Source organism: Bradyrhizobium sp. WCU1 (assembly GCF_053474805.1).
In genome coordinates this window covers 6,993,179-7,018,046 of record NZ_CM130280.1, presented here as the reverse complement: position 1 = coordinate 7,018,046, position 24,868 = coordinate 6,993,179, and the positions used below count along the sequence as shown (strand labels likewise).

Genomic DNA, 24,868 nt, shown 5'->3' with positions numbered 1-24,868 from the left:
CTGTCCGCGCCGGACCGTCCTAGCTCTTGCCGCCGACTTCCTTGGCGAAGGTGTCGCGCAGGCCGATGGTGCGGTTGAATACGAGCTTGTCCTGCGTCGAATCTGCATCGCGCACGAAATAGCCCTGCCGCTCAAACTGCATCGGATCGGGCGAATTGCCCTCGGCGATCGCCGGCTCGACCCGGGCATCGCTGAGCACTTCCAGCGACTGCGGGTTGAGGTCGGCAGCGAAATCGGCGGCGTTCGGGCTCGGGTTTGCGAACAGCTGATTGTAGATCCGGATCTCGGCCGGCTTCGATTGTGCTGCCGGCAGCCAGTGCATCGTCGCCTTCACCTTGCGGCCGTCGGGCGCGTTGCCGCCCTTGGTCAGGGGATCGTAGGTCGCGCGCAGCTCCATGATCTCGCCGGCGGCGTCCTTGATCACGCCGGTGCACTTGATGAAGTAGGCATAGCGCAGCCGCACCTCGTTGCCGGGCGAGAGGCGGAAGAACTTCTTCGGCGGGTTCTCCATGAAGTCGTCGCGTTCGATATAGAGCTCGCGGCCGAAGGAGACCTTGCGGGTGCCGGCATCCGGATTGTCGGGATGGTTGATCGCCTCGATCTCCTCGACCTGGCCTTCCGGATAGTTCTCGATCACGACCTTGAGCGGCCGCAGCACCGCCATGCGGCGCAGCGCCGTGCGGTTCAGCTCCTCGCGGATGCAAAATTCCAGCATGCCGACATCGACCACGCTGTTGGCCTTGGCGACGCCGATACGCTTGATGAACTCGCGCACCGCGGCCGGCGGCACGCCGCGCCGCTTGAGACCGGCGACGGTCGGCATCCTCGGATCGTCCCAGCCCGAGACGTGGCCGTCACGGACCAGCTGGGTCAGCACGCGCTTGGACAGCAGCGTGTAGGTCAGGTTCAGCCGCGCAAACTCGTACTGGCGCGGCTTCGACGGCACCGGCAGCTTGTCGAGCAGCCACTCATAGAGTGGACGGTGATCCTCGAACTCCAGCGTGCAGATCGAATGGGTGATGCCCTCGATCGCGTCCGACTGGCCATGCGCGTAGTCGTAGCTCGGGTAGATCGACCATTTGTCGCCTGTGCGCGGATGGTGGGCGTGCAGGATGCGGTAGAGCACGGGGTCGCGCAGGTTGATGTTGCCGGCCGCCATGTCGATCTTGGCGCGCAGCACGCGGGTGCCGTTCGGAAACTCGCCGGCCTTCATGCGGCGGAACAGGTCGAGATTCTCCTCCACCGAACGGTCGCGGAACGGCGAGTTCTTGCCGGGCTCGGTCAGCGTGCCGCGGGAGGTGCGGATCTCCTCCTGCGACTGGTCGTCGACATAGGCATAACCCGCCTTGATCAAGCCCTCGGCCCAATCGTACAGACGCTCGAAATAGTCGGACGCATAGAAGAGGTTTTTGCCCCAATCGTAGCCGAGCCAATGGACGTCGGCCTGGATCGAGTCGATGTATTCCTGCTCCTCCTTGGTCGGATTGGTGTCGTCGAAGCGCAAATTGCACTGGCCGCCGAACTCCTGCGCGATGCCGAAATTCAGCGCGATCGACTTGGCGTGGCCGATATGCAGGTAGCCGTTCGGCTCCGGCGGAAAGCGGGTCACGATCCGGTTGTGCTTGTGGGAGGAAAGATCGGCCTGGACGATGTCGCGGATGAAGTCGCGCCCTGCCTCTGCCGTCGTGTCAGTCGTCATCAAAGGGTTCCCTGGAGGAGTCTGGCTGATCTTCTGCCAAATTCGGGCCGCCGGGCCAAGCCCGGTTTGCCCGCCAAAATGCCCGCTCGAGCCTTTAGTTATGTTCGGTTCCTGCTATACACCACCGCCGTTCACACATACGCCCTGCACCATCATGACCAATTCCGTCGTTACCCGCTTCGCCCCCTCACCGACCGGCTTCCTCCACATCGGAGGTGCCCGCACCGCGCTGTTCAACTGGCTCTATGCCAGGAAGCTCGGCGGCAAGATGCTGCTCCGGATCGAGGATACCGACCGCGAACGCTCCACCAAGGAGGCGATCGACGCCATCCTCGACGGCCTGAAATGGCTCGAGCTCGATTGGGACGGCGACGTCATCTACCAGTTCAGCCGCGCCGCCCGCCATCGCGAGGTCGCCGAGGGTCTGCTCGCCGCCGGGCGGGCCTATTACTGCTACGCCACACCACAGGAGCTCACCGCGATGCGCGAGACGGCGCGCGCCGAGGGCCGCACCCGGCTCTATGACGGCATGTGGCGCGACCGCGATCCGGCCACCGCGCCTACGGACGTCAAGCCGACCATCCGCCTGAAGGCGCCGCAGACCGGCGAGACCGTGATCGAGGATCAGGTCCAGGGCCGCGTGGTCTGGCAGAACGAGAATCTCGACGACCTCGTCCTGCTGCGCGGCGACGGCACCCCGACCTACATGCTCGCGGTCGTGGTCGACGACCACGACATGGGCGTTACCCACATCATCCGCGGCGACGACCATTTGATCAACGCGGCGCGCCAGAAGCAGATCTACGACGCGCTGGAGTGGGAGCTGCCGAGCATGTCCCACATTCCGCTGATCCACGGTCCTGACGGCTCGAAACTGTCGAAGCGCCACGGCGCGCTCGGCGTCGATGCCTATCGCGCGCTGGGCTATCTGCCGGCCGCCTTGCGCAACTACCTGGTCCGACTCGGCTGGAGCCATGGCGACCAGGAGATCTTCTCGACCCAGGAGATGATCGACGCGTTCGATCTCCCGGGTATCGGCCGCTCGGCGGCGCGGTTCGATTTCGCCAAGCTGGAGAACCTCAACGGTCACTACATCCGGCAGAGCGACGATCAATCCCTCGTGACCCAGTTCGAGAGTGTGCTGGATTATGTGCCCGAGGGCGCCGCGCTGAAGGCCAAGCTCAACGACACCACCCGCGCGCAATTGCTGCGGGCGATGCCGAGCCTGAAGGAGCGCGCCAAGACGCTGCTCGAGCTGATCGCGGGCGCCTATTTCATTTTCGCCGATCGGCCGCTTGAGCTTGATCCGAAAGCCGTGGCGCTACTGACGCCGGAAACGCGCGCATTGATCGGCCGCCTGCGCACCGCGCTCGAAGCCGTGAACGACTGGACGGCGGAAACCACCGAGGCCGCCATGCGGAATTTCGCCGAACAGAACAATCTGAAACTCGGCGCCGTCGCCCAGCCGCTGCGGGTGGCGCTGACCGGGCGTACGACGTCGCCCGGCATCTTCGACGTGCTGGCCGTGCTGGGACGCCAGGAGTGTCTTGCCCGTCTCGGCGATCAGGCGGCGTAATCCTGCATGGACCCCCTCCAGGGTCCATCTTGCAGCGCACATGGCAATGAGCTACCCATCCCGGGACGCTTTCTCCACAAGCCGTTCCGCCCGGCCATGGGCCGCAATTTAGCGACTGGGCATGGTCGGTTTTCGCAACGAATTCATCGGGGATATCACGATGGACGCAAAATCCAGCAAGACAGCCACACTCACCATCGGCAACAAGAACTACGATTTCCCGATCCTGAGCGGCACGGTTGGGCCCGATGTCATCGACATCGGCAAGCTCTACGGCCAGGCCGGGGTGTTCACTTACGACCCCGGCTTCACCTCGACCGGCAGCTGCCAGTCGAAGATCACCTACATCGATGGCGATGCCGGTGTTCTCGAATACCGCGGCTATCCGATCGAGCAGCTCGCCGAGCACGGCGATTTCCTCGAAACCTGCTACCTGCTGCTCTACGGGGAGCTGCCGACCCCGGCGCAGAAGAAGGACTTCGACCACCGCGTGATCCATCACACGATGGTGCATGAGCAGATGGCCCGCTTCTTCCAGGGCTTCCGCCGCGACGCGCATCCGATGGCAATCATGGTGGCTGCCGTCGGCGCGCTCGCCGCGTTCTATCACGACTCCACCGACATCAACGATCCACGGCAGCGCATGATCGCCTCGATGCGGATGATCGCGAAGGTGCCGACGCTGGCGGCGATGGCCTACAAGTACACGATCGGCCAGCCCTTCATCTATCCGAAGAACTCGCTGTCCTTTGCCGAGAACTTCCTCAACATGTGCTTCGCGGTGCCCTGCGAGGACTACAAGATCAATCCGGTGCTCGCCGACGCACTCGACAAGATCTTCATCCTGCACGCCGACCACGAGCAGAACGCCTCGACCTCGACGGTGCGCATCGCCGGCTCCTCCGGCGCCAACCCGTTCGCCTGCATCGCGGCCGGCATCGCCTGCCTGTGGGGCCCGGCGCATGGCGGCGCCAACGAAGCCGCGCTCAACATGCTCTACGGCATCGGCAAGGTCGAAAACATTCCGGACTTCATCGCCAAGGTGAAGGACAAGAACAGCGAAGTCCGCCTGATGGGCTTCGGCCACCGCGTCTACAAGAACTACGACCCGCGCGCCAAGATCATGCAGAAGATGTGTCACGCGGTGCTGAAAGAGACCGGGCACGGCGACGATCCGATGCTCAAGGTCGCGATGGAGCTCGAGAGGATCGCGCTCAGCGATCCCTACTTCATCGATCGCAAGCTCTATCCGAACGTCGACTTCTATTCGGGCATCACGCTGAAGGCGATGGGCTTCCCGGTCTCGATGTTCACCGTGCTGTTCGCGGTCGCCCGCACCGTCGGCTGGATCAGCCAGTGGAGCGAGATGATCGAGGATCCGCAGCAGAAGATCGGTCGTCCCCGCCAGCTTTACACCGGCGTCGCGCGCCGCGACTATGTGCAGATCGACAAGCGCACGTAAGCTTCGTTCCTGAGCGAAATCGAGACGGCGCCATCATTCCCGATGGCGCCGTTTTCGTTTGCCCCGAGCGACTTCGGTTAGCTCGAACGCAGGCCCAATTCCGCCAGCACGATGTCGGCTGCGCGGACGCTCGGCGGCTGCTCGCCGGTCGACATCTTGCCGTCCATCGTCGCGAACGCGACGAGCTGCCGCAGGCGCTCGGGCGAATCCTTGATCACGTCGACCAGCGCCTCCGCGAGCTTGTCCGGCGTGCAGTTCTCCTGCAGGAACTCGGGGATGATATCGCTGCCGATGACGAGATTGGCGAGGATCACCGACGACACCCGGATCGCGCGGCGCAGGATGAACGCCTCGGCGGCGCCGACGCGATAGGCCGTCACCATCGGAATCCCTGATAGCGCGAGCTCCAGCGTCACCGTGCCGGACTTCGCGAGCGCCGCACGGGCGACGCGGAATGCGGCGCGCTTCTCGATCTCGCCGATCGCGAGCCGCGGCGCCACCGGCCACGAGGCGACCCCTTCGCGCACCATCGCCTCGAGATGCGGCATGGTGGGAAGCACGAGCTCGAACGGGATTTGCCGGTTGAGCTTGCCGAGCGCAGCACCGAACAGCGCCAGATGATGCCTGATCTCGCTGCGCCGGCTTCCGGGCAGGACCAGCAGAACCGGTGGCTGCCCGTCGCGCCGCTTCTGCTCCTCCTCGTTCGGGCGCAGCGAGGCGAGCTGCTCGGTCAGGGGATGACCGACATAACTGCAGGGCGGTCCCTGCAGCTTGCGATACTCCTCCGGTTCGAACGGCAGCAGCGCCAGCACGTGATCGACATAACCGCGCATCGCCCGCGCCCGGCCCGGCCGCCAGGCCCAGACCGACGGCGACACGTAGTCGACGATCGGGATGTCGGGATTGCGCGCGCGGACCCGGCGGGCGACGCGATGGGTGAAGTCGGGGCTGTCGATGATGACGAGCATATCGGGCGCGTCGGCGAGCGCCGCGTCGGCGGTGCGGCTGATCAACCGCAGGATTTTCGGCAGTTGCTTCACGACGGCGGAAAGGCCAACGATCGAGAGTTCTTCGATCGGAAACAGCGGAGCGATACCCTCCGCGGTCATCGCCCGGCCGCCGACACCGGAAAACTGCACGCTATCGCCGAGGCGCTGGCGCAGCACCTTCATCAGCGCGGCGCCGAGACGGTCGCCGGATTCCTCGGTGGCGATGAGGAAGATCTTGCGATCGGTGCTGGGACTACGCGCCTGCATCAGCCCGCCAGTCCGATGACGAACAGCCCCTTGGCGTCGGCGGCCTCGATCAGGGCCTGCGGCTCGGCGGCGAGCGTGTTGCCGGCGATCACGGCGATGCCGGCGATCCCCGCCGTCGCCGCGCCCTCGACCGTCCGCGGGCCGATGGTCGGCAGATCGAAGCGCAGATCCTGCTTGCTCTTCGGCGCCTTCACCAGCACGCCGCGGCCGGCCTTGGCACGGATCCGCCCCTCGGCGCGCAGCCGCGCCACCCGCGCCAGCAGCCCGTCGGTACCCTCGATGTCCTCGACGGCGACCACGTGACCGTCGATCACCACCGCGGCCTGGCCGATGTCGAACGGACCGAGCGCATCGAGCACGCCGCGGCCTCGCGCGATATCGGCGAGCGCGGCGCTGTCGGGTGTCACGCGGGTCACGGCGCCCTCGGGCATCAGGAGATCGGGCGCGACATCCTTGATCCCGACCATGCGGAACCCTTGCTGCTCGAGGATGCGGCCGACGCTCGACAGCAAATGATCGTCGCCGCCGCGAAACGCGCGGACGACATGGCCGAGCAGGCGCAGCGTGCCCCAGTCGATTCTGATCTCCGACAGTGCCGGGCGCACCAGGGTGCCAATGAAGATCAGGTCGCGGCAGCCTTCATCACGAAATAGCCGCGTCGCCCGCCCGAGTTGACCGACCGAGATCCAGCGGTGGCGAAACCGCTGCGCACGTGCCGGATCGCAGGCGCCGCGCAGTGCAAACAGCACCGGCGTGATGCCGCGCGCGGCGAGTTGATCGGCGACCGCGAACGGCATGGCACCGCCGCCGGCGATCACGCCGACCGGCGAGGAAAGCGAGGGAGCCGCTGACGTCATGCTGGCGGCCATCCCCTGCTCAATTGGTGCCGGCGGGAAGACAGAGCGGCCGCAGCTTGCCGCCCTCGATGAAGGTGAGGATTTCCGCGATCGCGGGATCCTCGCTCGCCAGCGGCTGCACCGAAGCCAGCCGCTCGGCGAAGATGCCGGGGCCGTGGAACAGCTTCTGATAGAACGCACGCACGGTTGCGAGCCGCGCCTTGGTGAACTGGCGGCGGCGCATGCCGATGATGTTGAGGCCTTCGAGCACTGCGTACTGGCCGTTGGCGAGCCCGAACGGGATGATGTCGCCGCGCACGCCGCAAACACCGCCGATCATCACCTGCGAGCCGACCCGGGTGAACTGATGCACCGCCGACAGGCCGCCGATATAGACGAAGTCGCCGATCTCGCAATGACCGCCGAGCGTCGCCGACGTTGCGAAGATCACGCCGTTGCCGACCATGCAGTCGTGGCCGACATGGCTGTTGTTCATGAAGAAGCCGCGATCGCCCACGCGGGTGAGCCCGCCGCCCTTGATCGTGCCGACGTTCATCGTCACGCCCTCGCGGATCGTGCAGGCCTCGCCGACTTCGAGACGGGTCGGCTCGCCGCGATAGCTGAGATCCTGCGGCGGCCCGCCGAGCGCGGCAAACGGCGAGATGACGCAGCCGGCGCCGATCCTGGTATGTCCACTGACCGTGACATGCGCGATCAGCTTGCAGTTCTCACCGAGCACGACGTTGGGGCCGATGATGCAGTACGGACCGATCTCGGTGCCGGCCCCGATCACAGCGCCATCCGCAATCCGCGCAGTGGGGTCGATCATGCTCATGAAGTTTCGATCCGGAATTCGTTAATGGCGCCAAAGCGCTACGCTGTCGATTTGGGCGGTCGTTAGCGCGACTTTGACCGCCCTGTCCAGTGACGTATCATGACCGCCTGTTGCAAACGAGAAGGTCGCAACCGAGCCATGGTCCGGGCCGCCGCGCTGATCCTCAGCCTGTTCTCTGCGCCGATCGGCCCGGAGACCGTCGACCTCGGCAACAGCACGACCATCGATCTCTCGCACTTCGACTGCTGCGACATCAATCGCAGCACGATCGTCCAGCGGGTCTGCTACAGCGCCGGCGCGCGGACACTGCTGGTCGCGGTCAGGGGCAGGTATCAGCACTATTGCGGCGTGCCTGCTGAAACCTACGACGCGCTGATGATCGCGCCGTCGATGGGCGTCTTCCTCAACCGCGTCCTGCGCATCGCCGGCGCGGACGGCCGGTATGCTTGCAGGACGTCGTGACGGCGGCGACCTGAAGTTTAGTCCGTCAGCATCGCGCCGACATCAGCCTCGGCGACCACCTGACCGTTGACCTTGGCGTCGCCGTGAAACCACCACATCGTCTTGCGGCGACCGAGCGAGCGCATGTGATACTCGATGGTGTCGCCCGGCAGCACCGGCTTCCTGAATTTGCACTTGTCGATGGTGAGGAAATACACCGCGCGCGGCTTCTCGGTGCCTTCGACCGACTTGATGCCGATCACGCCGGCGGTCTGCGCCATCGCCTCGATCATCATGACGCCGGGGTACACCGGGCGATCCGGGAAATGTCCCTGGAACGGCGGCTCGTTGAAGGTGACATTCTTGATGCCGATGCCGCTGTAGTCGGTGCGGATCTTGATCACGCGGTCGATCAGCAACATCGGAAAGCGATGCGGGAGCGTCTTCAGGATATCGTTGATATCCACCAGCTCGAATTTGACCGGTGCCTCCTCCATCACTCCTGTTCCTTGCCCTTGGCTTCGTTGTCGCGCACCAGGCGCTCCACTGCGATAATTTCCCTGAACCACTGCTTGGTCGGCTTGGCGAAATGCCCGCCCCAGCGGCCGTTGGCCGGGATGTCGTCCTTGACCGCACTCATCGCCGTCACCTGGGCGCCGTCGCCGATCTTGAGGTGGTTGTTGATGCCCACCTTGGCGCCGAGCGCGACATTGTCGCCGATCGTCAGACTGCCGGCGAGCCCGATCTGGGCCGCGAGCAGGCAGTGCCGGCCGATGGTGACATTGTGGCCGATCTGGACCTGATTGTCGATTTTGGTGCCCTCGCCGATCACGGTGTCGCGCAGGGAACCGCGGTCGATGGTCGAGGCGGCGCCGACCTCGACGTTGTTCTGGATCACCACACGGCCGGTCTGCGGCACCTTCACATGGCCCTTCGGCCCAAAGAAGATGAAGCCGTAGCCGTCCTGGCCGATATTGCAGCCGGGATGGATCAAGACGTTGTTGCCGATCAGCGCGAACTGAATGGTGGTCTTGGCGCCGACATTGCAGTCGCGGCCGATCTTGACGTCGGCGCCGATCACCGCGCCGGCGCCGATGATGGTGCCAGAGCCGATCTCGACCCGTGGGCCGATCACGACCAGCGGATCGACGATGACGCCGTCCTCGAGACGCGCGGTGGGATCGATGATCGCCGACGGGGCGATGCCCTCGGTATTGAACCAGGATTGCGGCCGCAGCGCATCCGCGTGCCATTCGCGGGCCAGTTCGACGAACACCTGGAACGGCTTTGCGGCCCGCAGCACCGCTGTGCCCTTCGGTACCTGCGCCTCGAAGCGCGGGCTGACCAGGCAGGCACCGGCCTTGGTCGCGGCAAGCTGATCGGCGTATTTGAGATTGTCGAAAAACGCGAGATGCATCGGACCGGCCTCGTCGAGCGAAGCCAGCCCCCTGATCTGTTGCGCGCCCCTCTCGGGGTCGACCAGTTGCGCCTTCGTCAGCGCGGCAATTTCAGCCAGCGATGACGAAGGAGGACTCTTGAAGAAGATCGGCTGCGCCATTCCATCCGTCGCAGTCCGGCCGAGTGGCGGTGTTAGAAAGTCGTACCGCCACCGAACCGGAATTCTTGCACGCGGTCATACGCACCCTTGGTCAGCGGGATCGCGTAGTCGAAGCGCAGCGGACCAAACGGTGACTGCCAGATCAGACCGACACCGACCGAGGTACGGACCACCTTGCTGTCGTCATAGCTCAGACCAAGGCAGGTGCCCGGAGACGGCGGGTTGTTCGTCGGCTTGATACAGCCGGGCTGGTTGACTTCGCCCGTCGCCGCCCACGAGGTCGGGCCCTTGTAGTCGTACAGCCCGCCGGCGTCGGCATAGACCGCGCCCTTGAGCCCGACTTCCTTCGGCAGGAACCAGAACGGCATCTGCAGTTCCGCCGACACGCCCCAGTACTTGGTGCCGCCGATGGCGTCCATCGTGCCGTACGGGTTGATGTCACGCGGACCGATGCCGTTCGGCGCGAAGCCGCGGACCAGGTTCGGGCCCATCTGGAAATGATCCAGCATGCGCAGATCCTGGCTCCCGAGCTTGTTCAGGATACCGCCCTGGGCGTGGATCACGCCGACGATGTCCGACACCAGCGGGGTGTAGTACTTCGCGTCGATCGCGCTCTTGATGTAGCTGACGTCGCCGCCGACGCCGGCAAAGTCCTGCTTGAAGTCGACGATCAGACCGTCGGTCGGGTTCTTGTTGTTGTCGAGCGTGTTGTAGTTGAGCGTGTAGCCGAGCGCCGAGGTCAGGGTCTTGCCACCCGCCAGCTCCTTGCGGACCGGCAGCGAGGCTTCACCATCGGAGAAGCAGCCCAGCCCATTGGTCGACACCAGGCTGATCCCGTTCAGGTTCGCATAGGCGGGGGTCGGATTGAACGCGGGATTCGGCGTTCCATCCGGCAGCAGCGGCACGTTGTTACAGTTGTTCAACGTCGACGGCAGCGTGATTTCCTGCTGGTAGATCGAGTAGCGCAGCTGCAGCGACAGGTCTTCCCGCAGGCTGAAGCCGAGCCGCGGGCTGAAGCCCAGCGTCTTGGTGCCGTAGGCGATGTAGCTGTTGGACAGCTGCTGGCGCTGGTAGAAATCGAGGCCGAGCGCGACGCGATAGTCGAGCAGATAGGGCTCAACGAACGACAGCGAGTAGCCGCGGGCGTACTGGCCGTAGGTCACCGACGCCTTCGCGAACAGGCCGCGGCCGAGCAGGTTGCGCTCGGAGACGCTGACTTCGGCCAGCGCGCCGTCGGTGGTCGAATAGCCGCCCGACACCGAGAAGTCGCCGGTCGACTTCTCCTCGAGTTCGACGACCAGGATGACGCGATCGCTGGAGGACCCGGGCTCGGTGGTGATCTTCACGGTCTTGAAGAAGTCGAGGTTCTTCAGCCGCCGCTCGGCACGGTCGACCAGCGCACGGTTGTAGGCGTCGCCTTCGGAGATATCGAACTCGCGGCGGATCACGTAGTCGCGCGTGCGGCTGTTTCCGCGGATGTTGATGCGCTCGATATAGGTGCGCGGACCTTCATCGATCGCGAAGGTGATCGACACCGTGTGATTGTCGAAATTGCGATCGCCGCGCGGCCGGACCACCGCGAAGGCGTAGCCGCGGCGGGACGCCTCGATCTGCATTTCCTCGACCGACTTCTCCAGCGCCTCGGCGTTGTAGAGCGAGCCGACATTGACGCGCGAATAGGAGCGCAGCGCGTTCGGATCGAGCGTGTTGATCGACGAGGTGAAGTTGACGGACGCAACGCGGTACTGCTGGCCCTCCTCGATCTTGAAGGTAACCAGGAAGCCCTTCTTGTCGGGATCGTATTCGGTCAGCGCGGCCACGACCTGAACGTCGGCATAGCCGTTCTTGAGGTAGAAACGGCGCAGCAGGTCACGGTCGGCCTCGACCCGGTCGGGGTCGTAGACGTCGTTGCCGCCGAGGAAGCTAAGCAGATTCGATTCGCGGGTCTTGATGACGTCGCGCAGGCGGGACGCCGAATAGGCACTGTTGCCGATGAATTCGATCGACCGCACACCGGTCTTCACGCCTTCATTGACCTCGAAGATCAGGTCGACGCGGTTATTCGGCTGCTCGATGATCTGCGGATTGACCCGCACGTCGTAGCGGCCGGAGCGGCGGTAGATTTCGGCGATGCGTAGGGCATCGGACTGCACCATCGGACGCGAGAAGGTGCCGCGCGGCTTGGACTGGACTTCGGCGGTGAGCTGCTCGTCCTTGACCTTCTTGTTGCCTTCGAAGGCAACGCGACCGATCACCGGGTTCTCGACCACGACCACGACGAGGCGCCCGCCCCGCTGATCGATATGGACGTCCTGGAACAGGCCGGTCTCGATCAGCGCCTTCAGGCCATCGTCGATCTGGGCCTGGCCCAGCCGACCGCCCGGTCCGGGATGGAAATAGGAGCGGATGGTTTCGAGTTCGACGCGACGGTTCCCCTCCACCGTGATCGAATCGACCGTCTGCGCAAGCGCAGGCGCAGAGACAGCAACGGCCGCCAAGGTGGCCACCGCTGGCGCGGCGAACATGACCAAGGCGGCGAACAGCCCCCCCCTCACTCGCATTCCAAACATCATGCGCAACGCGCCCTTATCTTTCGCAATGCCGGACCGTTCCCCAACGACCCGACAGATTCCCAACCTGCCGCTCAGCTTGTAGCCAACTTTGCCAAGAGGGCAAACTTACTACAGCAGAACATTTCCATTTTCATACCAAGACGTTGCCCATCGGCAACGCCACAGAAAAGCCCCGTTTCAGGACCCGGCGATTCTGAGGATGTCGTTGTACGTCGCAAACACCATCAACATCAGAACCAAACCCAGACCGATTCGGAAACCCACCTCCTGCGTCCGCTCCGAAAGCGGCCGCCCACGGAGCGCCTCTGCGCTGTAGAAAAGAAGGTGTCCGCCATCCAGAAGCGGGATCGGAAACAGGTTCAACAGACCGATCGAGACCGACAGGATGGCGCAAAGATTGACCACGAACTGGAACCCGGCGCTCGCGGCCTGGCCCGATAGCTTCGCGATTCCAATAACACCGCTCACTTCGGCCGGATTGCCGGTTCCGACGAAGAGCGACCCCAGGAACTTGAACGTGCTGGCAATAATGTACCAGACCTGCTCGACGCCGATCTTCAGGGCCTCAAAGACGCCGACCGGAGCGCTGGACGCTTCGCCGACCTGAGCCTTGTGCTCGATCCCGAGCACGCCGATCTTGTGAGCGTTGCCGAAGGGATCCTTGACCTCCTTCAGCGCCGGCGCCGCCTTGAGCGAGACGATCGCGCCGTCCCGCTTGACCTTGAAGCCAAGCTCTGAACCAGCGTTCGATGCTACGATCCGCTGCATGTCAGCGAAGCTCTGGATGGCGCTACCGTCGATATCCACGACGACGTCGCCAACCTTGAAGCCGGCATTCGCGGCAACGCTCTCGGCAACCAGACCGTCAACCCGGGCGATCGTGCTGGGCTTGCCGTAGTACAGCGCCATGCTCGCGAAAATCAGGGCGCCGAGAATGAAGTTTGCGATCGGTCCGGCTGCAACGATCGCGGTGCGCTTGCCGACAGATTTGTGGTGGAAGCTGCCTTCACGCTCTTCCGCCGTCATGGCGTTGAGCGTCTCCGTCGACGGCGTCGACGCCTCGCTGTCGTCACCGAAGAACTTGACGTAGCCGCCGAGCGGAATCGCCGAAATCTTCCAGCGCGTGCCGTGCCGGTCGTTGAATCCCGCAAGCTCCGGCCCAAAGCCCAGCGAGAAGGTCAGCACCTTCACGCCGGCCCAGCGTGCGACCAGGAAATGGCCGAGCTCGTGAAAGAAAACGACGATGGTGAGGACGAAGAGGAAGGGAACGATATAGCCGAGGAGCCCATGGCTCAACGCATTGATACTATGAAGAAAATACTCGGGCATCCGACTTCCCCTTGACAAGAGCGATCAAGCTCCGTCCCCAACCCTCTAGGTTGCCTTTAAGGCAATTTGAGGCAATAGGGCGGCAGCTTTATTTCGCGCGATATGGTCAACGGAAATAGCATCATCCGCCGAGTGCAGTGGTGGCTGATTCCCCGACCTGATCCAATCATTCATCGTTGCCTCGACCAGCCGGGCGATCGCGCCGAACTTGATCTTGCCGGCGATGAACGCTGCGACCGCGATCTCGTTCGCGGCATTGTAGACTGTCGTTGCGCCGTGCCCGAGCCGCAGCGCCTCGTAAGCCAGCCGCAGCCCGGGGAAGCGCTGGAAGTCCGGCGCCTCGAAGGTGAGCTGTCCGATCTTGGCCAGATCGAGCTTGGCTGACGGGCCGACCACGCGATCAGGCCAGCCGAGGCAATGCGCGATCGGGATCCGCATGTCGGGCGTGCCGAGTTGAGCCACCACCGAGCGATCCGAGAACTCGACCATGCCGTGAATGATCGATTGCGGGTGCACCAGCACGTCGATCTCGTCGGGCGCCAGGGCGAACAAGTACGACGCCTCGATCACCTCGAGGCCCTTGTTCATCATCGAGGCGGAATCGATCGTGATCTTCTGCCCCATGCTCCAGTTTGGATGCTTCAGGGCCTGCTCCAGCGTCGCCTGCTCGATGTCGGCGGGAGCCCAGGTGCGGAACGGCCCGCCGGACGCGGTGATGATGACCCGCGTCAGCTCCTCGCGATTGCCTGAAGCCAACGCCTGGAACAGCGCGTTGTGCTCGGAATCCGCCGGCAGGATGCAGGCGCCGGCCTTCTTGGCCCGCTCCATGAAGATGTCCCCGGCGCAGACCAGGCACTCCTTGTTGGCGAGCGCGACGGTGGCGCCGCGATCGACCGCGGCAAGCGCCGGCTTCAGTCCGGCCGCACCGCTGACCGCCGCCATCACCCAATCCGCCGGCCGAGCGGCCGCCTCGATGATGGCGCTCTCCCCGGCCCCGCATTCGATCCGGGTTCCAGCCAACGCGTCCTTGAGCTCGGAAAGCTTCGCCGGATCGGCAATCGCAGCGAACCGCGCGCCGAACTCCTTGGCGAGCTTGGCCAGCCCCTCGACGTTGCTGTTCGCGGTCAGCGCCTCGACCCGGTAACGGTCGCGCGCGCCACGCAACAGATCCATCGTGCTGTCGCCAATCGAGCCGGTGGCACCGAGGACGGTCACGGTCCGTGCGGCCGATGCCGCCACGGCCTTGTTGTTACGCAACGGAACTGCGCTCATCTCATCACCAAACCATAAGACCGCGTCCGACGCCATCGGCGCCACCACGGAGAAAGCCGAAAATCGCCGCCACAATGACGGCCGCAACAAATCCGTCCAGGCGGTCCAGCAGCCCGCCATGGCCGGGAATGATATGGCTCGAATCCTTCACCCCGAACCGGCGCTTCACCGCGGATTCGAAGAGATCGCCGAATTGCGACACCACCGATAGCACGGCTCCGAGCGCCAGTAGCGACCCAGCCGTGCCGATCTCGAAGGCGGCAAAGCAGGCCGCAACCAGCAGGCTCGCAACGAAGCCGCCGGCCGCGCCCGCCCACGTCTTCTTCGGGCTGACCCGCACCCAGAGCTTCGGCCCGCCGATGCCGCGGCCCGCGAAATAGCCGCCGATATCCGTGACCCACACGACCAGCAACACGAACATCAGCGCGGCGAAACCTTTCACCGGATCGAGCCGCAGCACGACCGATGCGATCTCGGCCGCTGCTGCATAAAGCAAACCCGCAATGGCCCAGCCGCGCCGTGCGCCCGAGGTCAACGCGACGGCGACCGCACCGACCACGAGCATGTCCAGGGCCGCATCGATGCGACCGGCCATCAGGCAAAGTCCGATAAGCAGCAGCGCGACGGCGCCCGGCATCACGACGCGGAGCTCGCGTCCGAACCCGGTGACCAGAAGCCATTCCGCGAACAATCCGATGGCCGCCAGCGTCACCAGCAGTGACCAGGCGACCCCTCCCAGATAGGCCAGCGCGATCGCAACCGGCGCCAGCACCAGCGCCGCAACCACGCGCATCACGAGGTTGCGCGAGGCCTGCTCGTTCGCTGCCGTGGACGGCTGCTCGCTTGCTGCCGCAGGCGCGGCTTCGCCTTCGGTCACGAGCCGGTTTTCGCGGCGAGGCCGCCGAACCGGCGCTCGCGTTTGCCGTATTCCGCAATCGCGCCTTCGAGCGCCGCCTTGTCGAAATCGGGCCAGTGTATCGGCACGAACACCAGCTCGCTATAGGCGGCCTGCCACATCAGGAAGTTCGACAGACGCTGTTCGCCACTGGTGCGGATGATCAGGTCAGGATCCGGAATGTCGGGTGCATCGAGATAATGCCCGAGCGTGTCGGCATCGATCGAGTTGGCGTCGCGCTTGCCTTCGGCGACCTCGCGCGCAAGGCGCCGTGCCGCTGCGGCGATCTCTGCCCGCGAACCGTAATTGAAGGCGACCACGAGGTTGAGCTTGTCGTTATTGCGCGTCAGCTCCTCGGCCTCGTTGAGCAGCGCGCAGATGTCGGGATCGAGCCCGTCGCGCTCGCCGATCACGCGTACCCGCACGCCGTCACGATGCAGCGTCGCCAAATCGTTGCGGATGAAGCGCCGCAGCAGACCGAACAGATCGCCGATCTCACTCGCCGGCCGCGACCAGTTTTCAGAGCTGAACGAAAAGATCGTGAGATAGACGATGCCGAGCTCGTTGGCCGCACGCACCACACGGCGCAACGCCTCGACGCCGCGGCGATGGCCCTCGACGCGCGGCAGGCCGCGCGACGCGGCCCAGCGCCCGTTGCCGTCCATGATGATCGCCACATGCAACGGACTGCCGGAGCGATCCGGTCCGTCAGTTGCTGGGGCGGCGGCGTTCGACATCGGCTGTTCCCGGATGCGTATCAGACCGTCAGGATTTCCTTTTCCTTGGCCGCAAGCAGTTGGTCGATTTCGACGATCATGCCGTCGGTCGCCTTCTGCACCTCGTTGGACAGGCGCTCCTGATCGTCCTCGGAGATCTCGTGATTCTTCTCGAGCTTCTTGATCACGTCGAGGCCGTCGCGACGCACATGGCGCACGGCGACCTTGGCCGCTTCGGCGTATTTGTGCGCGACCTTGACGAGTTCCTTGCGGCGCTCCTCGTTGAGCTCCGGAATCCGCAAGCGCAGCACCTGGCCTTCGGTCGCGGGCGACAGGCCGAGATTGGAATCCACGATCGCCTTTTCGACCGCCTTCACCATCGTCTTGTCCCAGACCTGCACCGAGAGCAGGCGCGGCTCGGGCACGCTGATGGTCGCAACCTGGTTGAGCGGCATATGCGAGCCGTAAGCCTCGACCTGGACCGGCTCCAGCATGGAGGCCGCGGCACGGCCGGTACGCAGGCCGCCGAGCTCGTGCTTGAGCGATTGTGTGGCGCCCTGCATGCGGCGCTTGACGTCGTTGATGTCAAAACCAGCTGCGGCCATGACGTTCTCCCTTCATTAGAAACCGGCTGTCGACGTCCTCGGGTCCAAAATCTGGACCCGGAGGCGCGGCAATCAGCCGGCGACGACCGTGCCGTGTCCGGACCCGCGCAGAATCGCACCGATCGAACCGGGCTCCGCGATCGAGAACACGATGATAGGCAGCGACGTCTCGCGGGCAAGCGCGAAAGCGGTCGCGTCCATGACCTTGTAGCCGCCCTCGATCGCCTGCGAATGGGTCAGGCGGTCGAAGCGCTTGGCTTTGGGGTCCTTCTTCGGATCGGCGTTATAGACGCCGTCGACATTGGTGGCCTTCAGCACCGCCTGCGCCCCGATCTCGGCCGCGCGCAGCACGGCGGTGGTATCGGTGGTGAAGAACGGGTTGCCGGTTCCACCGCCGAGCAGGACGATGCGTCCCTCGGCGAGATATTTGTGCGTCGCACTACGGGTGAACAGCTCGGAAATCTCCGGCATCACGAATGCCGACAAGGTCCGCGCCGGCGTCCCCTTGCGCTCGATTGCCGCCTCGAGTGCGAGGCAGTTCATCATGGTCGCAAGCATGCCCATGGTGTCGCCGGTCGGCCGCGATACGCCGCGCGAGGACACCTCGACGCCGCGCACGATATTGCCACCGCCGATCACGACGGCGACCTCGATGCCGAGCTTGCGCGCCGCGATCAGGTCGTCCGCGACGCGATCGACCGTCGGTTGATCGATACCGAAGCCGTGGGAGCCGGCCAGATATTCGCCGGACAGCTTGATCACCACGCGACGATAGATCGGCTCGGCCATGATGCGATCGCTTTCTTGTCCCGCGCAGGCAGGCCTCCGGCGCAACGCGCCGGACGCCGGGTGTCAGCGGTTACTTCTTGCCGCTGGCGGCTGCGACTTCAGCGGCGAAGTCGCTTTCCTGCTTCTCGATTCCCTCGCCGAGAGCATAGTTCACAAAGCCGGCGATTTTGATCGGCCCGCCGACCTTACCCTCAGCTTCCTTCACCGCCTGGGCAACCGACTTGCCGCTGTCGTGGATGAAGGCCTGATCGAGGAGGCAAACCTCCTTGTAATAGGTCTTCAGGCCGGAATCGACGATCTTCTCGATGACGTTCTCCGGCTTGCCCTGCTGGCGGTACTTGTCGGCCAGCACGTCCTTCTCGCGCTTGACGGTCTCCGGATCGAGCCCGGCAGGGTCGAGCGCCAGCGGCTTCGCCGCCGCGACATGCATGGCGAGCTGGCGGCCGAGCACGGCGAGCTCGTCGGTCTTGCCGGGGGACTCCAGCGCCACGATGACGCCGATCTTGCCGGCGCCCTCGATCACGGCGTTGTGGACGTAGCTCGACACCACGCCCTGGCTCACCTCGAGCGAAGCGGCGCGGCGCAGCGACATGTTCTCGCCGATGGTCGCGATCGCGTCCGAGATCGCCCGCTCCACGGTGAAGTCGCCAACCTTGGCGGCCTTGATGGCCTCGACGTCGGAGCCGTGCTTCAGCGCGACCTGAGCAATCATCTTGACCAGGCCCTGGAACTGCTCGTTGCGCGCGACGAAGTCGGTCTCCGAATTGACCTCGACCAGCACGCCCTTGGTGCCGGCGGTCAGCGCGCCGATCAGGCCTTCGGCCGCGACGCGACCGGCCTTCTTGGCAGCCTTGGACAGGCCCTTCTTGCGCAGCCAGTCCTGCGCCGCCGTCATGTCGCCGTCGGTCTCGGTCAACGCCGCCTTGCAATCCATCATGCCCGCGCCGGTCGACTCGCGGAGTTCCTTGACCATTGCTGCAGAGATCGTTGCCATCGTTCCATGTCCTTCTTGCCTGTACAGAAACCGCGGCGCCCGATGGCGCCGCTGTCAGCGACAGGAAAATCGTTGTTCGTGGAATAGAAGCGGCGGCCGGGTCAGACCCGGCCACGCCGCGTAACTGTTATTCCGCTTCGGCGAGCGTCTTGGCCTGGGCAACCCAGGCGTCGGCACGGCTCGGCAGACCGACTTCTTCGCCGATCTTGTGCGCGGTGTCGTGATCGAGCTCGGCGAGCTGCCAGTAGTGGAAGATGCCGAGGTCGTTGAGCTTCTTCTCGATCGCACCGGACACGCCGGTGAGCTTCTTGAGATTGTCGGCGGTGCCACGCGGACCGGCCAGCCCCTGGAAGCCGGACGGCGCAGCGGCCGGAAGGTCTTCCTGGATCGGAGCGGCCGAAGCGCCGATGTCGATTCCGGAATCGCCCTGTGCGCGCGAGATGCCGTCGATGGCAGCGCGCGCCACGAGGTCGCAATACAGCGAGATCGCGCGGCCGGCGTCGTCATTACCCGGCACCACATAGGTGATGCCCTTCGGGTCCGAATTGGTGTCGACGATCGCGGCGACCGGGATGTTGAGCCGCTGGGCTTCCTGGATCGCGATGTCTTCCTTGTTGGTGTCGATCACGAAGATCATGTCGGGAAGACCGCCCATGTCCTTGATCCCGCCGAGCGAACGGTCGAGCTTGTCGCGCTCGCGCTGCAGCGTCAGCCGCTCCTTCTTGGTGTAGGAGTTGGCTTCGCCGGACGACAGCACGTCGTCGAGATGGCGCAGGCGCTTGATCGAGGCCGAGATCGTCTTCCAGTTGGTCAGCGTGCCGCCGAGCCAGCGCGAATTGACGAAGTACTGGGCCGAACGCTTGGCAGCGTCGGCGACGCCGTCCTGAGCCGAGCGCTTGGTGCCGACGAACAGGATGCGGCCGCCCTTGGCGACGGTATCGCTGACCGCCTGCAGGGCACGATGCAGCATCGGCACGGTCTGCGCGAGGTCGATGATGTGGATGTTGTTGCGGGCGCCGAAGATGTAATCCTGCATCTTCGGATTCCAGCGGTGGGCCTGGTGGCCAAAGTGAACGCCAGCTTCAAGCAACTGACGCATAGAAAAATCGGGTAGCGACATAGTGATAATTCTCCGGTTGGTTCCTCCGGAAACGTGTGAGCAGACGAGCCTTATGGCCCGGCTGCCACCGGACGGCCTTTTGAGCCATGTTTCCGTGTGAGATGGCGCGCTATATAGCCTGATTTGCGCCAGAAGCAAGGAAATACGGCCGGTTACACCGGTCGGATGGACCCAAATCGAGCCGAAATGGCCCCTATTCGGCCAACCGCAGCTCCGCGATCGTGGTCCGGGCCGCGGAATCCTCCAAGGGCAGGAAATCGAGCGGGCCGGGATTCTTGTAGCCCGAGGTGATGGCTGTGCTCAGTGCAAGACCCAGCAGTCCGGTATTCGCTGACGATGCCAGGATGGCGCTCTTTCGCTCACTCATTCGAACCACATAGAAATGGGTCTGACCTGACTGGATCGTGACGTCCCGCTGGGTCACACCGGGAAAGCCGGCTTCGCTCGCCGTAAACTGGTGTTGGCCCGCCGGACGATCGACATAGACGTAGGTTCCGGTCCTGAGGCCCTGGACCGGCGTACCGTCGAGCTGGAACTCAAACGCCCTGTCGACAATGTTGCCGAAATCCTTTTCCCGGAGCATTACGATGCGCCCGTGTCCCGCCTTTGGCGGACCCACCTTCTGCGTCATCGCTGCATAGTCGAGCCCATTCCTCTGCGTCGTTTCACAGCCGCACAACAGCGCAGCCGCGGCCAACGCCACCATTCCCCGCCAGAACATTCGACCCCCAAAACCAGCCCCGCACGACACTAAGCCGATACACCGTTAAGTTGCAACGGCTAAAGGCTTGGCAACGGTGGATCAACTGCCTCAGGAGGCAGGAGCGCGTGCGCGCCTATAGCGTCTGCACGTCGACGACGCCGGCGACGGCCTTGATCGCGCCGGCGATCTGCGGCGAGACCTTGTAGCGACCGGGCAGTTTCATCTCGACCTCGGTTTCGAGATCCAGCATCATCACAAGCGAGACGTCGCCGTCGGCGGCGCCTGCCGGCGGCGCGGCTGCCGGCGCAGGCTTGACCGCCGCCGGCTTTGCAGTGCCGCCGGGCGCGGCCACGGCCTCCGGCATGTTGAGCCGGCGCGCGATCGACTCCAATGGCTTGGTGTCGCGCACGAAGATGCGCAGGCCCTTTTGCGTCTTGGCCGCGGCGTGGTCCAGCGGCTCGGCGTGCAGCACCCTCGCCCGCACGTCCTCGCCCTGCAGCTCGGCGCCGAGTTGCAGCAGCACGGCCGCGCCCGGCTCCAGCACGTCACGGTACTGCGCGAGGCCCTCGGAGAATAGCACCGCCTCGAAATGGCCGGTCGGATCCGACAGGCCCATGATGCCCATCTTGTTGCCGGTCTTGGTGCGCCGCTCCATGCGCGACACCACGGTTGCCGCGACCTTGCCCGCGGTGGCGCCGGTTTTTACCGCGCGTGAGAATTCCGCCCAGGACTGTACGCGAAGCCGCTTCAGTGCAGTGGCGTAGTCGTCGAGCGGATGGCCCGACAGGAAGAACCCGATCGCATCATATTCACGCCGCAGCCGGTCCGCCGGCAGCCAGGGCTCGACCTGCGGCAGGATGATGCTGGGCGCGTCCGGCGCGCTGCCGAACATGTCGTTCTGGCCCGAGGTCGCCGCCTCGTGGCTGCGCTGGCAGGCGGCGAGGATCGCATCGGCGCCTGCGAACACCCGCGCGCGATTGCGCTCCAGCGTGTCGAAGGCGCCGGCGGCCGCGAGACTCTCGATGATCCGCTTGTTGACCGCACGCGGGCTGACCCGCGCGGCGAAATCGGCGAGCGAGGTGAAGGCGCCCTTCTTGTTGCGCTCCTCGATGATCTGCTCGACCGCCTGGATGCCGACGCCCTTCAGCGCCGCGAGTGCGTAGTAGATCGTATTTTCGCTGACCTCGAAGGTGGCGCCGGACCGGTTGATGTTGGGCGCCTCGACCTTGATGCCGAGCCGCTGCGCCTCGGAACGGAATTCGGAGAGCTTGTCGGTGTTGTTGAGTTCGAGCGTCATCGACGCCGCGAGGAACTCGACCGGGAAATGCGCCTTCATGTAGGCGGTGTGGTACGACACCAGCGCATAGGCCGCCGCATGGCTCTTGTTGAAGCCGTAGTCGGCGAACTTGGCGAGCAGCTCGAAGATCGTCTCCGCCTGGCCCTTGCCGACGCCGTTCTTCATTGCGCCGGCGACGAAGATGTCGCGCTGCTTGTCCATCTCGGCGCGGATCTTCTTGCCCATCGCGCGGCGCAGCAGGTCGGCCTGGCCGAGCGAATAGCCCGCCATCTGCTGCGCGATCTGCATCACCTGTTCCTGATAGATGATGACGCCGAAGGTCTCCTTCAGGATCGGCTCCAGGATCGGATGCAGATATTCCGGCTCCTCGTCGCCGTGCTTGCGCGCGCAATAGGTCGGGATGTTCGCCATCGGGCCCGGGCGATACAGCGCCACCAGCGCGATGATGTCCTCGAAGCGGTCCGGCCGCATGTCGATCAGCGCCCGCCGCATGCCCTGGCTTTCCACCTGGAACACGCCGACCACATCGCCCCGCGCGAGCATCTGGTAACTCGCCGCATCGTCGATCGGCAGCGTGGCGAGATCGACATGGACGTCGCGCTGCTTGAGCAGCTTCACCGCGACGTCGAGCACCGTCAGCGTCTTCAGGCCGAGGAAGTCGAACTTCACGAGGCCCGCAGGCTCGACCCATTTCATGTTGAATTGGGTGACCGGCATGTCCGATTTCGGATCGCGGTACATCGGCACCAGCTCGCTGAGCGGCCGGTCGCCGATCACGATGCCGGCGGCGTGGGTCGAGGCGTGCCGCGTCAGGCCCTCGAGGCGCTGCGCGATGTCGAAGGCGCGCGCCACCACCGGATCCTCGTCGCGGAACGCCTGCAGCTTCGGTTCGCCTTCAATCGCCTGCGCCAGCGTCACGGGAGCGGCGGGATTCTGCGGCACCAGCTTGGTCAGCTTGTCGACCTGCCCGTACGGCATCTGCAGCACGCGCCCGACGTCGCGCAGCACGCCGCGCGCCTGCAGCGTTCCGAAGGTGATGATCTGCGCCACCTGGTCGCGGCCGTAGCGCTCCTGCACGTACTGGATCACCTCGCCGCGGCGGTCCTGGCAGAAGTCGATGTCGAAGTCCGGCATCGAGACGCGTTCCGGATTGAGGAAGCGCTCGAACAGCAACGCAAAGCGCATCGGGTCGAGGTCGGTGATGGTCAGCACCCAGGCGACCAGCGAGCCCGCACCCGAGCCGCGGCCCGGTCCGACCGGAATGCCCTGCGCCTTCGCCCATTTGATGAAGTCCGACACGATCAGAAAGTAGCCCGCGTATTTCATGCGGGTGATGACGTCGAGCTCGAAGGCAAGCCGCTTGCTGTAATCCTCCTCCGTCATGCCCGGCGAGAGACCGTGCACCCGCAGGCGGTTGGCGAGCCCTTCCTCGGCCTGTCGCTTCAGCTCGGCGGCTTCGTCGGCGGCGGCGTCGGAACTCTGTGCGGCTCCGACGGTGAAGAACGGCAGGATCGGCTTGCGGGTCTTGGGCCGGAACGAGCAGCGCTCGGCGATCTCCACCGTCGAGGCCAGCGCTTCCGGAATATCGGCGAACAGCACCGCCATTTCAGCGCGGGTCTTGAAGCGGTGATCCGGGGTCAATTGCTCGCGGTTGGTCTCGGCGATCAGATGGCCGCCGGCGATGCACAGCAACGCGTCGTGCGATTCGTAGTCGTCAGTGCTCGCGAAATACGGCTCGTTGGTCGCGACCAGCGGCAGGCCCTTCGCATAGGCAAGATCAATCAGGCCGCCCTCGGTGCGGCGCTCCTTGTCGACGCCGTGGCGCTGCAATTCGATATAGAGGCGGTCGCCGAACAGGCTGGCCAGACGTTCGCAGCGGGTGGCCGCCAGCGTCGCCTGCTCGGCGCGCAGCGCCAGCGCGATCGGCCCGTCGGGCCCGCCGGTCAGCGCGATCAGGTCGTCGGCGGCGTCGGTGAGCCAGTCGAGCTTGATGTGCGGTGTCTGGTTCACCGGCGTCTCCAGGAACGCCCGCGAGTTCAGCCGCATCAGGTTCTGGTATCCGCGCTCGCGTGCCGCCAGCAGCACGATTCGCGTGGGTCCGGTCGTCGCCAGGATGCTTCGCGTATTGGGGTCGACGTCGCCGAAATCCACCGCAACCTCACAGCCGACGATCGGCTGGATGCCGTAGCCGGCCATCTTGTCGGAGAATTCCAGCGCCCCGAACATGTTGTCGGTGTCGGTCAGCGCCAGCGCCGGCTGGCGGTCGGCCTTTGCAAGCTCGCCGAGCTTGGCGATCTTGATCGAGCCCTTCAGCAGCGAATAGGCGGAATGGACGTGAAGATGAACGAATCCGGCATTCGGCATGGCTGCTTACGGGATCTCTTTGGGCCAGGGTGGCGCGAGTGCCAAAGCCGGAACTCGACAGCATCAGACCCGACTCGCGCCCCCATCGTGGAGCCTGGACCCTGCCAAGTCCACGCCGAACGCGGCGTGGCGGCAGGTCGTCCCGCTTATCCCCAAGGGGCATTGCAACGGAGCCACGAGGGGCCAGCCATGCCCCTGTCTCCAAGGGGATATTCTTCAGAACTGGGTGATCAGCTGAGCCCAAACCGCGATCATACCGACGAACAGCGTGATCGATGCCAGCGCTGCAGCTTCCTGCACGAAAATCTTCAACATGGCCGCTCTCCCTGAACTGGAACGTATGCAGAACATTGTTCCTTTTTTGTTCTCGGAGTCAAGCGAGGGCGCCGGTTCGGTCTGGAAAGTGATCCTGATAGTTAATCTCGCGAGGTTGGCAGGCTTGGCAGGCCTGACGAGGCCGCTCATCGGCGGCAGGCGACTCAGCGGCTCATGACATTGAACCCCGTACAATTCCGGTACTCCGTGTGAGCAAAGGAACGCGCCCGGGC

The 24,868-nt window shown here is 64.7% G+C and carries 20 protein-coding genes; 3 read left to right on the top strand and 17 right to left on the bottom strand.

The window, feature by feature from the left end; translation table 11 throughout:
• Positions 1-19: 19 nt before the first annotated feature.
• The gene (locus ACTUWL_RS32930) at positions 20-1,699 is read right to left on the bottom strand and encodes a glutamine--tRNA ligase/YqeY domain fusion protein (protein WP_021079220.1); all 1,680 of its coding nucleotides are present in this window, start codon (positions 1,697-1,699) and stop codon (positions 20-22) included.
• Positions 1,700-1,853: 154 nt separating this feature from the next.
• Here ACTUWL_RS32930 and gltX point away from each other — a divergent pair, with 154 nt between their 5' ends.
• Both gltX and gltA read left to right on the top strand, forming a co-directional pair.
• The gene (gltX, locus tag ACTUWL_RS32925; RefSeq protein WP_035651645.1) at positions 1,854-3,275 is read left to right on the top strand and encodes a glutamate--tRNA ligase; all 1,422 of its coding nucleotides are present in this window, start codon (positions 1,854-1,856) and stop codon (positions 3,273-3,275) included.
• A gap of 160 nt (positions 3,276-3,435) precedes the next feature.
• Positions 3,436-4,737, top strand: coding sequence for a citrate synthase (gene gltA / locus ACTUWL_RS32920; RefSeq protein WP_021079218.1), 1,302 nt, complete (start codon positions 3,436-3,438; stop codon positions 4,735-4,737).
• Between the two features lie 77 nt (positions 4,738-4,814).
• On the opposite strand, the gene lpxB is transcribed toward gltA, so the two are convergent.
• Genes lpxB through lpxA form a run of 3 tightly spaced genes read right to left on the bottom strand, consistent with a single transcriptional unit; the run spans position 4,815 to position 7,664 of the window.
• Positions 4,815-5,996 (bottom strand): lipid-A-disaccharide synthase, encoded by a 1,182-nt coding sequence (lpxB, locus tag ACTUWL_RS32915; RefSeq protein ID WP_106940312.1) that lies wholly within the window; start codon positions 5,994-5,996, stop codon positions 4,815-4,817.
• Positions 5,993-6,850, bottom strand: a complete 858-nt coding sequence (locus tag ACTUWL_RS32910) for an LpxI family protein (RefSeq protein ID WP_035651643.1) — start codon at positions 6,848-6,850, stop codon at positions 5,993-5,995. Before ACTUWL_RS32910 ends, lpxB begins: the two co-directional genes overlap by 4 nt.
• A gap of 19 nt (positions 6,851-6,869) precedes the next feature.
• Entirely contained in the window at positions 6,870-7,664 is a 795-nt protein-coding gene (lpxA, locus tag ACTUWL_RS32905) for an acyl-ACP--UDP-N-acetylglucosamine O-acyltransferase (RefSeq protein WP_021079215.1), read from the bottom strand.
• A gap of 138 nt (positions 7,665-7,802) precedes the next feature.
• On the opposite strand from lpxA, the gene ACTUWL_RS32900 reads away from it, so the two are divergent.
• Positions 7,803-8,126 (top strand): KTSC domain-containing protein, encoded by a 324-nt coding sequence (locus ACTUWL_RS32900; RefSeq protein WP_021079214.1) that lies wholly within the window; start codon positions 7,803-7,805, stop codon positions 8,124-8,126.
• 17 nt (positions 8,127-8,143) lie between these two features.
• Here ACTUWL_RS32900 and fabZ read toward each other — a convergent pair whose 3' ends face one another.
• The 13 genes from fabZ to dnaE all read right to left on the bottom strand — a co-directional run bounded on the left by fabZ (position 8,144) and on the right by dnaE (position 24,320).
• Entirely contained in the window at positions 8,144-8,602 is a 459-nt protein-coding gene (gene fabZ / locus ACTUWL_RS32895; RefSeq protein ID WP_021079213.1) for a 3-hydroxyacyl-ACP dehydratase FabZ, read from the bottom strand.
• Entirely contained in the window at positions 8,602-9,663 is a 1,062-nt protein-coding gene (gene lpxD / locus ACTUWL_RS32890; RefSeq protein ID WP_021079212.1) for a UDP-3-O-(3-hydroxymyristoyl)glucosamine N-acyltransferase, read from the bottom strand. Before lpxD ends, fabZ begins: the two co-directional genes overlap by 1 nt.
• Before the next feature lie 32 nt (positions 9,664-9,695).
• On the bottom strand, positions 9,696-12,236 hold the full coding sequence (gene bamA, locus ACTUWL_RS32885) for an outer membrane protein assembly factor BamA (protein ID WP_021079211.1): 2,541 nt from the start codon (positions 12,234-12,236) through the stop codon (positions 9,696-9,698).
• 177 nt (positions 12,237-12,413) lie between these two features.
• Positions 12,414-13,565: an RIP metalloprotease RseP gene (gene rseP, locus ACTUWL_RS32880; RefSeq protein ID WP_021079210.1), complete on the bottom strand. Its 1,152-nt coding sequence runs from the start codon at positions 13,563-13,565 to the stop codon at positions 12,414-12,416.
• Between the two features lie 45 nt (positions 13,566-13,610).
• The gene (gene dxr, locus ACTUWL_RS32875; RefSeq protein ID WP_035651641.1) at positions 13,611-14,837 is read right to left on the bottom strand and encodes a 1-deoxy-D-xylulose-5-phosphate reductoisomerase; all 1,227 of its coding nucleotides are present in this window, start codon (positions 14,835-14,837) and stop codon (positions 13,611-13,613) included.
• 4 nt (positions 14,838-14,841) lie between these two features.
• Positions 14,842-15,714, bottom strand: coding sequence for a phosphatidate cytidylyltransferase (locus ACTUWL_RS32870; RefSeq protein WP_021079208.1), 873 nt, complete (start codon positions 15,712-15,714; stop codon positions 14,842-14,844).
• Positions 15,711-16,469 (bottom strand): isoprenyl transferase, encoded by a 759-nt coding sequence (locus tag ACTUWL_RS32865; protein WP_021079207.1) that lies wholly within the window; start codon positions 16,467-16,469, stop codon positions 15,711-15,713. Before ACTUWL_RS32865 ends, ACTUWL_RS32870 begins: the two co-directional genes overlap by 4 nt.
• 20 nt (positions 16,470-16,489) lie before the next feature.
• The gene (gene frr, locus ACTUWL_RS32860; RefSeq protein WP_021079206.1) at positions 16,490-17,053 is read right to left on the bottom strand and encodes a ribosome recycling factor; all 564 of its coding nucleotides are present in this window, start codon (positions 17,051-17,053) and stop codon (positions 16,490-16,492) included.
• A gap of 72 nt (positions 17,054-17,125) precedes the next feature.
• On the bottom strand, positions 17,126-17,842 hold the full coding sequence (gene pyrH, locus ACTUWL_RS32855) for a UMP kinase (protein ID WP_021079205.1): 717 nt from the start codon (positions 17,840-17,842) through the stop codon (positions 17,126-17,128).
• 70 nt (positions 17,843-17,912) lie between these two features.
• Positions 17,913-18,836, bottom strand: a complete 924-nt coding sequence (gene tsf, locus ACTUWL_RS32850; protein WP_021079204.1) for a translation elongation factor Ts — start codon at positions 18,834-18,836, stop codon at positions 17,913-17,915.
• A gap of 127 nt (positions 18,837-18,963) precedes the next feature.
• Complete coding sequence (locus ACTUWL_RS32845; RefSeq protein WP_021079203.1) at positions 18,964-19,956, bottom strand: 30S ribosomal protein S2; 993 nt, start codon at positions 19,954-19,956, stop codon at positions 18,964-18,966.
• A gap of 193 nt (positions 19,957-20,149) precedes the next feature.
• Entirely contained in the window at positions 20,150-20,662 is a 513-nt protein-coding gene (locus ACTUWL_RS32840) for a hypothetical protein (protein ID WP_291738971.1), read from the bottom strand.
• Between the two features lie 130 nt (positions 20,663-20,792).
• Positions 20,793-24,320, bottom strand: a complete 3,528-nt coding sequence (gene dnaE, locus ACTUWL_RS32835; protein WP_021079201.1) for a DNA polymerase III subunit alpha — start codon at positions 24,318-24,320, stop codon at positions 20,793-20,795.
• Positions 24,321-24,868 lie beyond the last annotated feature (548 nt).